A 14,856-nucleotide genomic window follows, 5' to 3' on the forward strand; every position below is an offset into this window, starting at 1 on the left:
CTCTGGTTGGGTACGAGCTCACTGTCTTCCCGATGTGACAAGTGCTAGCTAAACACTCATCAAGAAGAGATACAAGGTTGGGTAGAGCGTAGCGAAACCCAACGAACCTGCAATACCCACGCCCCCAATACCCCCACATTATATATTTGAAAACGTGGGTCGGATAAGCGAAGCGCCATCCGACACAGTAACGTATTTGAGTTTTTGCGAATACCAACAGCTAATTAATTATGATGTATGAAGTCAAGATTTGACCCCTTTGATTTTGACCCCTTTGATTTTATATCAACGTTATTATTGATGTTTTTAAAAAGATAAGAATATATTTGAATCTATCTATGTATCTGTTATTGTTTTGCTCGGCTTATGGGCAGATTTTTAGTTCGCGCTTCGCGAACAGTGAAACAATTATCCGTCTGGATTGCATCTTATAGTTTCTCATAGTTGCTTCCGTATATAATAATGCCTAGGAGTGCCCATAAGCCACCACTTATAAATGGATTTATTTATGCCAAGACTTACTCATTTAAAAACAGTCTCATCGAAGCCCGGTTTCGCAAGAGCTTTAAATGTAGACCCTCGCTTCTTAACCCGTTGCTTGTATGTTGTAAGACCAGAAAATCAATATCATCAATTTTCGATTGATAAAAAGTCTGGCGGTCAAAGGCTTATAAATGCACCATCGGATGACTTGAAAAGCTTACAATCTTCCTTATCTAATTTATTGCTAGATTGTATTGATGAGATTAATAAAAATAAATATCCAGAATCTCAGATTGCTTCTCCAAAAATGCTTTCGGCAAAGAAAAAAGATCATATTGCTGAAGTTCTAAAAATTAAAATTCCAAGCTCTAAGCATAAACAACCTTCCTTATCTCATGGTTTTGTTAGAAAACGTTCAATTATTACTAATGCAATGATGCACTTGGGTAAGAAGAATGTGCTCAATATCGATTTAAAAGATTTTTTTGATAGTTTTAATTTTGGTCGCGTGCGCAGCTTTTTTATTAAGAATATAAATTTTCGATTAGATCCTAGTGTAGCAACAATGATTGCTCAAATTGCTTGCTACAAAGATACCTTGCCTCAAGGAAGTCCTTGCTCTCCAGTAATAACTAATTTAATTACTCATAGTCTAGATATTCGTTTGGCTTCATTAGCAAAGGATTATAAGTGTACTTACTCAAGGTATGCTGATGATATTACCTTTTCTACTAGAAGAGCAGTATTTCCACCTCAAATAATGAGGGATAAAGTTGATGATAATCATGGATATATACCGGGAGAAAAATTAACTAATGAAATTAAACGTGCTGGCTTTTTAATAAATCATAAAAAAACACGTATTCAATATAAAGATTCAAGACAAGATGTTACTGGCTTAATAGTAAACCAAAGACCGAATACTAAAAAAGAGTATTGGCGCACAGTACGGGCTAAGTGTAATTTTCTATTTAAAACGGGAGAGTTCACTTCAATTAAAAATGATATTGAGGTTGCTGGAAATATAAATGAACTGGAAGGGCAGCTCAACTTTATTGACCAAGTGGATCATTACAACAGAATTAGGCAAAAAAGTCCCTTAAAGCCTGAGCTCGCATTAAAAAACGTAGGGAGTAATACTAAGCTACTTCTATCGGGTAGAGAGAAAACGTTCAGCCAATTTATATTCTATCGTTTATTTTATGGCAATGATAAGCCGACAATTTTATGCGAAGGTAAAACCGATAATATTTATATTAAATCAGCTATCAATGAGTTAGTTATTAGTTATCCAAAGTTAGCAAGAGTAGCGAATAATGAGTATAAGTTATTACTTCGTTTCGTTGAGTACTCAAAGCGGACACGATTTTTACTGGAACTATATGGTGGAGCTGGCTATTTAAAAGACTTTATTGTTAACTACCGAACACAATTTAAAAAGTATAAAGCGCCTAAACCACAGCACCCTGTAATTATAATCATTGATAATGATGCTGGGCCAAAAGATGCGGGTATCTTTGGTTACATTTCTAATCAAAAGGAAGCAAAAATATATCCTCAAACTTTGGATATAAAAAAAGATTTGAGAAGTGCAAACTTCGTACATTTATTTCATAATCTATATATTGTAATGACACCTAAAGGTATTAAAGATTGTGATACCGATATTGAATACTTCTTTACTGACAAGGACCGACTTAGAGAACACTCTAAAAAATGTTTCAACACTGCAGCTAAACGAAACGCTGACAAAGACCTTAGTAAAGATGCATTTGCGACACATATCATAAAAGCACAAAAGAAGAATATAAACTTTAATGGTCTGAAGCCATTACTAGATCGTATTGTGATGGTAATTGACCATTATGATATAAATAAGTAAAGGTTGTATATCAAAGCTAAGAAGAAGGTATGTAAATTTCTATTTTCAGACCTCAATCTACCCCTAGATTCTGCTTTTACTTAACCATAATATTTAATAACTAGCATAAAAAAGCGTTGCCCTAGAGTAATACTTTTCTGTATCTTTTTACTAGCTCAAAGGTTATTCAGCCGTCAAATAAGTTTGGGGCTACTTAATAGAAAATCCAAAGGGGTCAAATCTTGACTTCATACATCAAAACTATCGACTGCCTATTTATCCCTCGAACATGCTTTCACTTAACCAAAATATTTAATAACTAGCATAAAAAAAGCGTTGCCTTTGGAATCCAAAGGGGTCAAATCTTGACTTCATACATCAAAACTATTGACTGCCTAGTTATCCCTCGAACACGCTTTTACTTAATCAAAGTTTTAGTAAGTAACATAAAAAAACGTTGCCCTAGAGTAATACTTTTCTGTATCTTTTTAACAGCTCAAAGGTTATTCAGCCGTCAAATAAGTTTGGGGCTACTTAATAGTGATCTTTAGTTTTAAGCTTAGAACTATAAAAATCAATACTCACAAGGAAGAACACTTGCATATCCAAATTGCAGAAAACATTAAACTGGCTCCTTTAGTGGAAGGCGATGCTGCGGATATTTTGAAGATTGTTAATTTAAGTCGAGAAAGTTTAGGTGCATTTTTGCCTTGGGTAGAAGGGGTAAACAATATTGAATCAGCTAAAAAGTACATACTCGACAGAGTAAATAGCGGGCTTAATGGTTCGCGGTGGTTTAAGATTTATTATAAAGATAATCTGAGTGGTGTTTTTGCAGTTAAGTCTATTTGTCCTGATTTGAATATAGCGGAACTTGGTTACTGGTTAAGTAGTGATGCACAAGGCAATGATATTATCAGTCAAGTAATCGCAAAAGTGCCAAGCATACTCAAAAATACAAGTACTAAAGTCATTGAGTTTAGATGCTTAGAACAAAATGTAGCTAGTATTAAAATTGCTTTAAAATCAGGCGCAAGTTTAGTTGGTACTATTCCAAACTTTGTATCGGTTAATAATACACTACAACAACTTAATATATACCAAGTGGATTTGTGAATAACCCCACGTACTAGACTCTCCAGTAATAACCCCGTCTACTTAATTACTTTTCTCATCAACCTCTTTCCCACAGTTATAACAATTGTTAGTGGGGAGCTTATAATTAGAAATAGAGTGCATTACTTGGTTTTTCTTACAGGCAGGGCAGGCGTAATTAATTACAGAGATTATAAGTGCAATAGCAAAAACGAAACTACCGATATAAAACGGGTTTGAGTAAAATTGCATACTTGGTTCTGAAAAATTAAAACCGATAATACAGATGATTAAGGCAGTTAAATAAAGTTTAAATTTTAGGCTTTTATTCAAGGTTTAAATATCCAATTGGTAAGGTGCTAATAAGTGCTTTAGCAGTTTTAACAAATTATTTACTCAATTACGATTTAATTTTTATATAGCGAAAATGTATAGGCATAAAAAAGCGTTGCCCTTGAGCAACGCTTTTTTGTATTTGTCTAATAGCTGGTAGCTAATTTACCCAACCACTAGCTTATTCTGCCACTAGCTTATTCTGCTGCAAGATAGTCCAAAACCACTTGATGATGATCTTTAGTTTTAAACTTATCAAATAGGTGTTTAATTTTACCGTCTTGGCCTACTAAAAACGTTAGGCGGTGAATACCATCGTATTCTTTACCCATAAACTTTTTGTAGCCCCATACGCCAAATGCTTCAGCAATGGCGTGATCTTCATCGGCTAACAGGTCAAAGTTAAGCTCTTTTTTAGTTTCGAAGTTTTTAAGGCGCTTAATTGGATCTGGGCTAATACCTACAACGCGGGTGTTAAATTTAGCAAGCTGTGCTTGCTCATCGCGTAGGTTTTCGGCTTGTACAGTACAACCCGGTGTTGACGCTTTAGGGTAAAAGTACACAAGCACTTGTTGCTCTTTTAACAGCTCGCTTAATGTTACTGTTTCGTCGTTTTGGTTTTGTAGGCTAAAAGCGGGTGCAGTATCGCCAGCTTGTAATGGGCTAATTGTGTTCATGTTTAGCATCCTTAACGAATTCGTTTAAAAATATAATCTACGTTTAGCGTGTGAGAAAGGCTCTCAAAACTAATTTTAAATTGATCTATATCTACATCAACCGGAATATTAAATTCGATTTCACAGCGCATTTTGGTATCGACTTGTTCATCGAACGTGTCTGATTTTAACGAGCAAATGCTGATATTGCTGTCGGCAAAAAAGCGCGTTACTTTACTGAGTGTGCCAGGGGTGTCTATGCCTGTGTATTCAAGCGTGTAACCTGCACAAAACTCCTCAGGAGTATGGCTTGCTGTGCGCTTCATCATGGTAAGTAGGCCAAGTTCCATGGCTTTAGTAGGTAGTACGTGCTCTATGCGGCTTATTGCAGACATATCGCCGCTGAGTAACATTATAAAGGTAAACTCGCAGCCTAAAATTGCAATGCGGCTGTCAATAATGTTGCAGTGGCAATCGCTAACCAGTTGGGTTAGTTCGCTTACAATACCGGGTCTGTCTTCGCCAATCGCTGTTAAAACAATTTGATGATTTGAAAATGCAGTCATGAGTTCAAATACCTTGTTACTTGGATTATATCAACCGAGTTGGCAACACCAAAAATACACACGAGAGGTTGCACGGCGGCGAAGTTTAACACAAAAAGGGCTCTAAACTACAGCACACGCTAATTAAGCGCTTTTAAAGTGCGGTGTTTCTTGTTTTTACTGGCACGGGAAAGTACCATAGCTAAAATTTGCTTATTTGCGCTTAGTTTTATCGCTAAGTTGAAGTACTGAACTTTATTGCATTTAGGCAGCCAAATAATAAATGTAAAGTTAATATTGATTTTACACTGAACCAAATCGGCATTACCCACTCATATATTTGTTAAAACAATTAAAGGGTTTGCTAAGGAGAAATATCTGTGCAGTATTGGATCCCAAAAGCACTTGCAGTAAGTGTATTGGTAAGTTTATCAGGATGTAGTGTATTTACTAATCAAGCACATAATGAGCGTAATTATCGTACGCATGAGCCTGTAAAAGCACCAGCGTCGTTATCTCAACCAGCTCAAGATCCAGTTTATAAAATGGATGTAGGTCAATACGACAATAATCCTGAAGCTACAAATTACCGCCCACCGGCACAAGTATTAACAATAGCTAAAGGCAGTTGGGTAGAAGAAGCAGATAAACAAGCGCGTATTTATTTTGATAAAAACGATGGCATTGCTGATTTAGATGAGTTTCTTTGGGATACGATTCAATCGGTACTTGCTGAGAATAACGCAGGCACAATTAAAGAAGATAAGCTACTAGGTACTATTGAAACTGATTGGTACTCAATCATCAAAACAGAAGAAGGTTTTTGGTGGTGGGGCGATGAAGTTAACGATGACTTAGAAAAATTTAGATTCACTATTGAAGAAAAATCACACCAGCGTACTGCGTCTTTACGTGTAGAGCTGATTGATTTTAAAGGTGATAAAACGCTAACCGATTTACTTAAGCAGCAGTTAGAAGTGCGTGCGCTTAACCAAGTAGTGAGCGAGTTTGATTACCGTTACCGTCAACTTGAAGTTGATATGCGTAAACGCCAAGGTATTATTTCTCTTGAAATGGGCTTTGATAACAAAGGTAATGCAGCACTTGTAACTGAGCAATCTTACGAAGCTGTGTTTGACCGTTTTTCTGGATTTTTAGAGCGCTTGTCGTTCACTATTGTTGAAATTAACCCAGATACAGGCTTAATTACTGCTGATTATACTAAACCTGAAAGTAGTGTATGGGATTCAATTTGGGGTGATGAGGTAGCTCAACTACCGATTGATGAAGGCCAATACCAAATTTTAGTAAGTAAAACTAAAGAAGGCGGTACTAGCTTAACGTGGATGGATGACAAAGGCGAAACGCTTGAACCAGGTACTATGAATGGTTTACAACAAGCATTAGAAGCAGCACTTATCCAGCGCGGCATTAAAATTTAAATAATAATAAGTTTTACCACAAAAAGAGCGCTAAGCTCTTTTTGTGGTTTTTATAGGTTAAAAAATATGTCTCAGCTACCTCATCGTTCACATTATACGTGGCGCACTTGGTTTACTTTTTTGGTTCCTTCGTTAATTGGTGTGTTTTTATTTATGACACCTATAACGACTTCTGTAGAGATGAAAACAGCTCTGTCTGAAACACTCAGCAGTGTTTTCTTTAAAGAAATAGTTATTGATATTTCTGCAGGAATGACCATTCCTATTGCCGTTATGGCAAAAATTGTACAAGGGGTTATGGCTGAATCAATACAAACCTTTATTACTGTCATTATTTGTATTACTGGTGTTGTTTCTGTTGTTACTAAAGCCTTTAAGCCCGCCGCTATATGTAATTCACCTTTGCTAAAGCATTTATTTGATGTGAGCTGGGTATGGTTAATTGTGCGCTTATTTGGTATGGCATTTGGTTTAATGACTTACTTAAGCTTAGGTAGCGAGATGATTACCTCAGCCAATACTGGCGCGCTGGTATTAAATGATTTACTACCAGTGTTGTTTTCGGTATTTATTTTAGCGGGCTTATTACTGCCGCTATTAATTAACTTTGGTCTACTAGAGCTTGCTGGTACGTTAATGACTAAAGTAATGCGCCCTGTATTTGGCGTACCGGGTAGAAGTGCGGTTGACTGTACTGCATCGTGGTTAGGCGATGGCAGTGTAGGTATTTTGATGACTGCAAAGCAGTACGATCAAAAACATTATACACAACGCGAAGCGGCTATTATTGGTACTACGTTTTCAGCGGTTTCAATTACCTTTAGTTTAGTGGTGCTTGGGCAAGTTAAACTTGAATACCTATTTGCACCGTTTTACGCAACGGTATGTTTAGCCGGTATTGTGGCCGCGATTATTGTGCCGCGATTACCGCCTCTGTGCTTTAAAAAAGATTTACTAATTGATGGCACTGAACCAGATAGAGACGCTGAAAAAATACCGGGTCATAAAACCTTATTTGGCCATTCGTTAGATGTAGCGTTGGCTAAAGCTGATAACTCAACGGGTGTTAAAGGTACTATAAAAGAGGGCGTACACAACGCGCTTGATATGGTGTTTGGTGTATTGCCTGTGGTTATGGCTGTAGGTACATTTGCACTTATTATTGCTGAGCATACGCCTATATTTGAGTATTTAGGCATGCCGTTTGTGCCATTTTTAGAGCTATTGCAAGTACCAGAAGCGGCAGCCGCGTCGCAAACTATTATGGTTGGTTTTGCTGATATGTTTATTCCGTCAATATTAGCTACTTCTATTGAAAGTGATGTAACGCGCTTTATTATTGCCGCAATGAGTGTAACTCAGCTTATTTATATGTCTGAGGTGGGCGCACTTTTACTTGGCAGTAAAATACCGGTAAATATTTTAGAGTTGTTTATTATATTTATTTTGCGAACGCTAATTACTTTACCTGTTATTGCGCTAATGGCGCATTGGTTAGTAGGCTAAATTAACGCAGAATATAATTAAGTGTTATGCGGATTTGCATTACAAAAAAGCCCTGATTAATCAGGGCTTTTTTATGTCTGTTGTATTTTTTATATTGGCGTTGGGCTTTTTAAACTCTGTTTTTGCAGAGAGTCTAATCAGCGCAATATTGCCAATAATAATGGCAAAAACAACGGCGACAATAATTACTATATGCCAAGTTTGCATCGCAGTATCACTTAATCATTAGTACTTTAAGTGTGACCGCTTTACGCTATAACAGCAATTAAATTACTCAAAACGCAATCAATTACTCAAAACGCAATCAATTACTCAAAACACAATCAATAACCTTAAAAGCGTCTAGCTACCGAAAGCGTTAAAAAGTTAAGCCCTGGGTTTGGCTCTTTAAAGCCTGCGTTTGAATAGTGAATAACTCTAAGGGCAACATTGGTGTGGCCAAAGTCGGCAACAAGGCCTATGCGGTCCTCGAACTGGTAGTGAGTGCTTATGTTTTTACCGGCAAACTGCGTTTCATCAATCAGTGATATACCAATCCCTGCTTCTACATAAAATGGGGTGTTGTTAAAACTAAAGGCAGGAAATTGCAGCACAGGTGACATAGCAAGTACTAGGTTTGATTGTGTTTCATCGCCGTGGCGGTATTCCCACATATTTACGCTGGTTTCAAAGTAAAAACGTGCATCGCCAATAAGGTTTTGCATACTAGGTGCATGATACTGATACGCAAGCTTAACGCCATTAACGTTGCCTTCGCCTTTAAGAAAATCAACAGCATAACCGTGATTCGATTGAGCAAAAGCAAGTTTGCCAAAAAGTGAAACTACTAATACTAAAGAGATAATAAGTGCTTTAAGTGACGTTTTCATAGGTGCCAAATGTTTGTTTAGTTCAAAGTGATGACTAAATGATAAGGGCGGCCTGTTAACAATTACAATGAGGACAAAATGCCGGTTGTATATAGGCTGTTAATGGAGGTTTGTAACTAATTGAATTTTCTTTTCTTATTCAATTGGTGCGATTTGGGCATTAATAAGTTGCTTATTTGTGCCTTTTTTATTGTGTATAGAACGCGTAAATTACAGCCATCTTAATCATACAGACATATACAATTATGAAACTCTTTAAACTATTCGTTTTAGCCACTGCTTTTTTTAGCAGTTCGTTATTTGCACAAACTCAGCAATCGCCTGATCAGTTATTAGAATCAGTAGCCGACAAGCTTTTTTCAGATATTGGTCAAGTAAACTCAAAAGGGACGGCTAGCAAAGATGCGATGGCTGCCATTGTTGAAAAACGTTTAATGCCACACATTGATGTTAAGTTTGTGTCGTTTAAATTATTAGGTAAACACATTAAAGGTATTGAGCGCGAGCAAGCTGTTCAATTTATAGATGCAGTAGAGCATTACTTAACAGGCACATACGCCGGTGCACTAATGAAGTACACAGGTCAAAAAGTTGTATTTGAGCGTAATAACGCAAGAAGCGACTCTGAGTACGCTACGGTTAATACACAAATTATTGAGCCAAATGCGCCTACAATCGATTTAAGCTTTAAGCTTCGTTTAGGTAAAAATAATGAGTGGAAAGTATACGATATTGTTGCTGAAGGTATTTCACTATTAAGTGCTAAGCAAAAAGAGATTATTCAACGCATTTCTGAAGTGGGTTTAGAGCAAGTTATTAGCGAGTTAAAAAGTAAATAGACTATTTGTCTGGCTCTGATTAAGCCCAACTCCAACCTCAAAAATGGCCAATTACTTATGTACTTGGCCGTTTTTATATTCTTGTTAAGGATAATACTAATCCGCAATAATACTTAATCATTTTAGGGGGCAAACCTGGCGCTAGTTGCGTTAAAAATTTCTCATTTAGAACAACTAAATAACGAAATTTTTGCCTTGCTATCACTCGGTTTTCCTATCTCAAGATAAATCACTTAATTAAGCTAGTTGGGTTAATCCTAAAGGATTGTTGTTATTGCGTAATTTTGCGCTAGCTGCAAAACAAAGGTGTGCTAGAATATCGACACTTTGATTAAGCGTGGTGTCAGCTAAAAGCTGGTATAACTTACCACCCCCAAGCCACACTGGAGTTGTGTTGTTTTAATGGAAAATGTACTGATTTGGCCAAAGGAATACCCATTACTCATTAAAGGACTGGTAGAACAAAACGGTGCCTTTATTTTAGATGCTTTGGAAGCCTGGCCTGCTTGTCGTTCTACAAATGAAGATGATGGTGTATGCACCACCGTGCTGCCGCCTATTTATTATTTGGCATGGCTAACCCCGCTAGAACCATTTGAAGAATGTTACTTTCAACATATCTCTGAGTATGACGAAGACGGACAAGCGTATATTAGTGCGGTTAAAAGCCATTACTATGATAATGAATATACCCCTGAAAGCTTAGTACTTATGTTGTGCCAACGTCTTGAAAAATACGCAAGTGTGGCTGCACAAAATACCATAGATACGCCACTGTCTTTAGTCGATTTGTTTTTTAGTAAACGCTATTTCACGTTAATTGAGCATGCGCTAAATAATAAAAGTAAACTTTCAGCAAAGGATACATTAGCCCTTTGGAAGGAAGTTGATTTTAGAGAGCGTTTAAGTGCATTTATCCCAGAGTCTATTGCTGATTTAGATATGCTATGCGAACTTGCCAGCGAAAAAGTAGCATCAGGAAAAGACTACTTTACGTTGCTTACACAAGTTTCTCCTGATGTTGACTCTGTTGTATTGTTAGAAAAAGCCTTATTAACGCACCTACGTAAAAAAACAGCCAAGCAAACAATGGCAATGCGTTTTATTGAGCAAGGCGCTACAGGTGTTCTTGCTGATGAAAACAATAAAACAGCCTTTATGTGGGCCGCCGAAAAAGGCTTTGTAAATGTGGTTGAAACGCTACTTGCAAAGCAAGACAAAAAAGCGGTTGATAATCTAGGTAACACAGCGCTTCATTATGCCGTATTTGCTAAAAATGAATCGTTAATGGTGCTGCTTATTAAAGCGGGCTATAACTTTAGAGCGCGCAATAAAGAAGGCTTAAGTTGTTACCGTTTGGCGGTTAGTATTAAAGCTAATAACTTGGTTAAATGCTTAGAGCGTGATTTTGGTATTAAAGAGCTTTCGCCGGAAGGGCAGTTTGATCGTATTAAAAAAGTACATGTGCTGCACGCTATTGTCACTATATTGCTGCCTCTGCAGTTGTTCTTCTTTTTTGATGAAACACTCTCCATTAAAAGTGAGCTGACGCTGAGTCTAACTATGGCGGCAGTGATTTGTTTTTTCTTTGCGACCACCTTAAAACGCTGTGCGTTATACCCACATATTAAACACCCTTGGGGTTTATTTGTGCTTAGAGGCTTTTCGTTTATTAGCTTAATTGCTCAAATAGGGTTGGCAAGTATTGTGGTGCTAGCTGCCTTAAGTGATTTGGTTTAGTCACTTTTAAACAGTTAAAAAAAACGCGCTTAAAGCAATTTAAGCGCGTTTTTTTATTTTTAGCTCGTTAGGAGTAGCCAAATTGGTTTAGGTATGGGATCTATTTACCGTGCTCATTTGCTGCTTTTTCTTCAGCAAGTTCTTCCTTAAGCTTTCGTATTTTTAATCCTAACTCTTGTCCTCGGTGTCTTGCATAGTAAGTACAACCAATAAACATAGCGGAGGCAAATACAAGCTCTAGCAATACCCAAATTAATTCATCTGGTGCAACCCACAACATTGTAAGCCCGTGTATAAAATACAGCATTACAATAAAGTTAGCCCACGCGTAAGTATAAGTGTTGTCTTTTATTATGCCTCTAAGCGGGAGTAATATCGGAATGATTGGTAGAAAAAGCGACATCACATCAAGAGGGCCTTCTTGAGGGGGGACTACATACATCCACAGTGGCATTAAAATAAATAATCCAATGTAGCCAAAGAGTGCGGTGCGCTGGAATTTTATCGTAATCGGCTTTTTAGCTGGGTTGTCAGCTGTATTCATTTTAGTTTTCTCGCAATGTGAGTAAGGCGTTTACCAACGCTTTGGCATATTTTAATTTCGTCTTTGCTTAGTTGTGCAATGTTAGCGCTGCCAGCAACGTGTGTTGCACCATATGGCGTTCCACCTGTTTGTGTTGCAAGTAGTTCGGGTACATCGTACGGCACGCCCAGTAGCATCATACCGTGGTGTAATAGTGGCAGAGATAAGTTAAGTAAGGTTGCTTCATTACCACCATGCATACTGCTTGATGACGAAAACACACACGCTGGCTTATCTATTAACTGGCCTTTTAGCCACAAGTCGCTGGTGGTTTCCCAAAAGCTTTTAGCTTGAGAGGCCATCATGCCAAATCGGGTTGGTGTACCAAATGCCAAACCATCGCAATTTATTAAGTCATCTTTGGTGATCACAATGTCATGCGCATTTTTAGCCACAAAGGTGCGAAGTAGTGCACTAGCACCTTGTTGCTCTATCGACTCTGCTATTTCGTGGGCCATTGCTTCAACTGAGCCATGGCTTGAGTGATAAAGCACCACTATGGTTGCACTCATTATAAAACGCTTAGTACGTTTTCTGGTGGACGACCAATCGCTGCTTTATTGTTATTAACTACAATAGGGCGCTCAATTAGTTTTGGATTTTGTACCATGGCGTCTATTAATGCTGATTCACTGCTTTCATCTTTTAAATTAAGCGTTTTGTAGTCATCTTCTTTTGTGCGCATTAATTCACGTACTGACGAAAAACCAAGTTGACTTACAAGCGTTGAAATTTGATCGTGTGTAAGAGGTGTTTTTAAATACTCTACAATGCTTGGCTCTATCGCTTTACTTTGCAGTAACGTTAGTGTTTCGCGTGATTTAGAACAACGTGGGTTGTGGTAAATAGTAACAGACATAAAATGATTCCAAAGTGTGAATTGCGTCTATTTTAGGGTAAGCGCTTGCAGACTTAAAGTCTTGCAAGCTCTTTTTGTAAAAGTCGATACTGGGTAAGTAGTGCTTTTAAACGTTGTTGTTTTACAAGTTGAGTAGGTTCTACGAAGTTAAGTGCTTTTTGTACTTCGTCTGCAGCTTTTAAATAAGCGCCATATTGCGCTAATACATCGGCGTTAGCTTCGTGATAAGAGGCTAGTTTATCTTGTTTTTTATACGCATCCGCAAGAAGTTGCTTGCCCAAGTTATGATCTGGCTTTTCGAGTAAAAAACTCTTTAAAATATTTTCGGCAAGCTCATATTGCTTAGCTTCAAGTGCTGAGTTGGCATAGTTAAGCGTAATTACCTGATTATTAGGGCGATACTGATTTAAATCTGCTAAAAACTTAACGGCTTCATCTGCCTTTTTTTGAGCGATAAGCAAATCGGTATGGGTATCTATATAAAATAGGTTTTTAGGATCATTTTTTAAAAGCTCGTCTAGTATTGGGGCTGCTTCATCAAGCTTTTTTTGATCAAGTAAACTAATAGCTAAACCGTACTTTAAAGCGGTATTATCATAGCTATTTTCGCGAAGTAGTTTTCTAAATAGATCTTCTGCGTTTTCTGATTTGTTGTCATAGCGGGCAAGCACACGGCTTTTAGCTAAATTAAACTCAAGACTCGCACTCATATGGCGCACAGGAAATTGCTCTGCACGCAAACGTACATCTGATACACGACTCTCTGGTAATGGGTGAGTTAGCAAAAATGCTGGTGGCTTGTATTTATAGCGAATTTGCGCTGCAAGTTTAGTTAAAAACTCACTCGATGCACGGGGATCAAATCCTGCATTATTAAGTGTTTGCATGCCTATGCGGTCAGCTTCCTGCTCAGCTGAGCGGCTATGGGTTAGCTGGCTAAAAGCAGATTGTGTTTGGCTGGCTGATATAATGGCAATACCCGCATCGGGTGCAACAACGGTTGCTAATATACCTGCAATCATACCGGCAATGGTCAGCGCGCTGTTATCTTGTTGCTGCTGTATTCTACGTGCTAGGTGGCGCTGTGTTACGTGAGCAATCTCGTGACCAAGTACCGAGGCAAACTGGCTCTCGTTATCGGCTTGAGCTATTAACCCTGTGTGTACACCTACATGCCCACCATAAAATGCAAACGCGTTTATTTCTGAGTTATTTATCCAAAAAAACGAAAACGGGAAACGTACATCGTTAGCATTAGCAACAAGTTTACGTCCAATAGTTGTGAGGTATTCATCTAGCACAGGGTCGTTTATAACTGGCGATGAACCTCGTATTTGCATCATCATTACTTCGCCAATAGCTTGTTCTTTTTCAAGAGGCAGCGCTTGTAATGCAGATGTTCCTAAATCAGGAAGTGTAAAATTGGTTTGCGCTTTTAAAGGTTCGCTTACTAATAAGCTAAACGTAAGTGCGGCACTGCATAAAGTGATAAATGCTGATTTTAGCTGCATTTTATTCCTTGTTAATTTGTTCGCCAATTGCAATTTTGGCTATGTCTATTTCGTCACTGTTTGCACGGCTGTATTTTTCGCACAAATTGGTATAGTTCTTTTATTGTGACTCCATCAAGCTTTACAACGTTCAATTCTCGCTGTAAAAAAGTAATAATTTTATGTACTACTTTATGTGCATGTAAAATAATAGCTTTATCTGCTTTCTCACCTTGCTTAAAATAAAAGCCAATAAATTGAGTAATTAATTAGTTTTGATTAGTTAACAATAACATTTTTACGCAAAAGGCTGTATTAAAGCTCGAGATCTTTATCTATAAATATGTTGTTTAGACCGATACAGGGTTTATTTTTAATGTATATTTCAGCAAAACTATTTCGGCAGTTCGAGCCAATTAATTTTTTTAACCAATTAATCTATTTGAGTATTGGATTACTTAGTAGTTGCGCTTTATTATGCACCCAAGTATTAACTTATCCATACTGTTAGTTATGTTATAAGAATAAACTATTACAGCTATTGTTTTAATATAA

14 protein-coding genes are annotated in these 14,856 nt (G+C 37.5%); 6 read left to right on the top strand and 8 right to left on the bottom strand.

What is annotated here, in order from left to right; translation table 11 throughout:
* Window positions 1-508: 508 nt before the first annotated feature.
* Together GQR54_RS16440 and GQR54_RS16445 are read left to right on the top strand one after the other, a co-directional pair.
* On the top strand, window positions 509-2,365 hold the full coding sequence (locus GQR54_RS16440; RefSeq protein WP_166379015.1) for a retron Ec67 family RNA-directed DNA polymerase/endonuclease: 1,857 nt from the start codon (window positions 509-511) through the stop codon (window positions 2,363-2,365).
* 576 nt (window positions 2,366-2,941) lie between these two features.
* Window positions 2,942-3,460 (top strand): GNAT family protein, encoded by a 519-nt coding sequence (locus GQR54_RS16445; RefSeq protein WP_166379017.1) that lies wholly within the window; start codon window positions 2,942-2,944, stop codon window positions 3,458-3,460.
* Window positions 3,461-3,969: 509 nt separating this feature from the next.
* On the opposite strand, the gene bcp is transcribed toward GQR54_RS16445, so the two are convergent.
* A complete protein-coding gene (gene bcp / locus GQR54_RS16450; RefSeq protein WP_002963124.1) occupies window positions 3,970-4,449 on the bottom strand; it encodes a thioredoxin-dependent thiol peroxidase in 480 nt (159 codons plus the stop codon).
* An 11-nt stretch (window positions 4,450-4,460) separates the two neighbouring features.
* On the bottom strand, window positions 4,461-4,994 hold the full coding sequence (locus GQR54_RS16455) for an ACT domain-containing protein (RefSeq protein ID WP_166379019.1): 534 nt from the start codon (window positions 4,992-4,994) through the stop codon (window positions 4,461-4,463).
* Between the two features lie 359 nt (window positions 4,995-5,353).
* On the opposite strand from GQR54_RS16455, the gene bamC reads away from it, so the two are divergent.
* Window positions 5,354-6,415, top strand: a complete 1,062-nt coding sequence (gene bamC / locus GQR54_RS16460) for an outer membrane protein assembly factor BamC (protein ID WP_166379021.1) — start codon at window positions 5,354-5,356, stop codon at window positions 6,413-6,415.
* A gap of 66 nt (window positions 6,416-6,481) precedes the next feature.
* The gene (locus GQR54_RS16465; RefSeq protein WP_166379023.1) at window positions 6,482-7,921 is read left to right on the top strand and encodes a YjiH family protein; all 1,440 of its coding nucleotides are present in this window, start codon (window positions 6,482-6,484) and stop codon (window positions 7,919-7,921) included.
* Window positions 7,922-7,981: 60 nt separating this feature from the next.
* Here the strand turns inward: GQR54_RS16465 and GQR54_RS16470 are convergent, their stop codons facing one another.
* Together GQR54_RS16470 and GQR54_RS16475 are read right to left on the bottom strand one after the other, a co-directional pair.
* Complete coding sequence (locus tag GQR54_RS16470) at window positions 7,982-8,128, bottom strand: DUF2897 family protein (protein ID WP_166379025.1); 147 nt, start codon at window positions 8,126-8,128, stop codon at window positions 7,982-7,984.
* Between the two features lie 125 nt (window positions 8,129-8,253).
* A complete protein-coding gene (locus GQR54_RS16475) occupies window positions 8,254-8,790 on the bottom strand; it encodes an acyloxyacyl hydrolase (RefSeq protein ID WP_166379027.1) in 537 nt (178 codons plus the stop codon).
* Between the two features lie 245 nt (window positions 8,791-9,035).
* Between GQR54_RS16475 and GQR54_RS16480 the strand changes: the two genes are divergently transcribed.
* Window positions 9,036-9,629 (top strand): ABC transporter substrate-binding protein, encoded by a 594-nt coding sequence (locus tag GQR54_RS16480; protein WP_166379029.1) that lies wholly within the window; start codon window positions 9,036-9,038, stop codon window positions 9,627-9,629.
* A 402-nt stretch (window positions 9,630-10,031) separates the two neighbouring features.
* Window positions 10,032-11,369, top strand: coding sequence for an ankyrin repeat domain-containing protein (locus GQR54_RS16485; RefSeq protein ID WP_166379031.1), 1,338 nt, complete (start codon window positions 10,032-10,034; stop codon window positions 11,367-11,369).
* A 100-nt stretch (window positions 11,370-11,469) separates the two neighbouring features.
* On the opposite strand, the gene GQR54_RS16490 is transcribed toward GQR54_RS16485, so the two are convergent.
* Genes GQR54_RS16490 through GQR54_RS16505 form a run of 4 tightly spaced genes read right to left on the bottom strand, consistent with a single transcriptional unit; the run spans window position 11,470 to window position 14,322 of the window.
* A complete protein-coding gene (locus GQR54_RS16490) occupies window positions 11,470-11,913 on the bottom strand; it encodes a DUF2069 domain-containing protein (RefSeq protein ID WP_166379033.1) in 444 nt (147 codons plus the stop codon).
* Complete coding sequence (gene wrbA / locus GQR54_RS16495) at window positions 11,910-12,464, bottom strand: NAD(P)H:quinone oxidoreductase (protein ID WP_166379035.1); 555 nt, start codon at window positions 12,462-12,464, stop codon at window positions 11,910-11,912. The genes GQR54_RS16490 and wrbA overlap by 4 nt, the downstream gene beginning before the upstream one ends.
* Entirely contained in the window at window positions 12,464-12,811 is a 348-nt protein-coding gene (arsC, locus tag GQR54_RS16500) for an arsenate reductase (glutaredoxin) (RefSeq protein WP_166379037.1), read from the bottom strand. The genes wrbA and arsC overlap by 1 nt, the downstream gene beginning before the upstream one ends.
* Before the next feature lie 53 nt (window positions 12,812-12,864).
* On the bottom strand, window positions 12,865-14,322 hold the full coding sequence (locus tag GQR54_RS16505; RefSeq protein ID WP_166379039.1) for a M48 family metalloprotease: 1,458 nt from the start codon (window positions 14,320-14,322) through the stop codon (window positions 12,865-12,867).
* Window positions 14,323-14,856 lie beyond the last annotated feature (534 nt).

Origin of the sequence: Pseudoalteromonas sp. Z9A4 (assembly GCF_011378845.1) — a bacterium.
Lineage (GTDB): Bacteria > Pseudomonadota > Gammaproteobacteria > Enterobacterales > Alteromonadaceae > Pseudoalteromonas > Pseudoalteromonas arctica.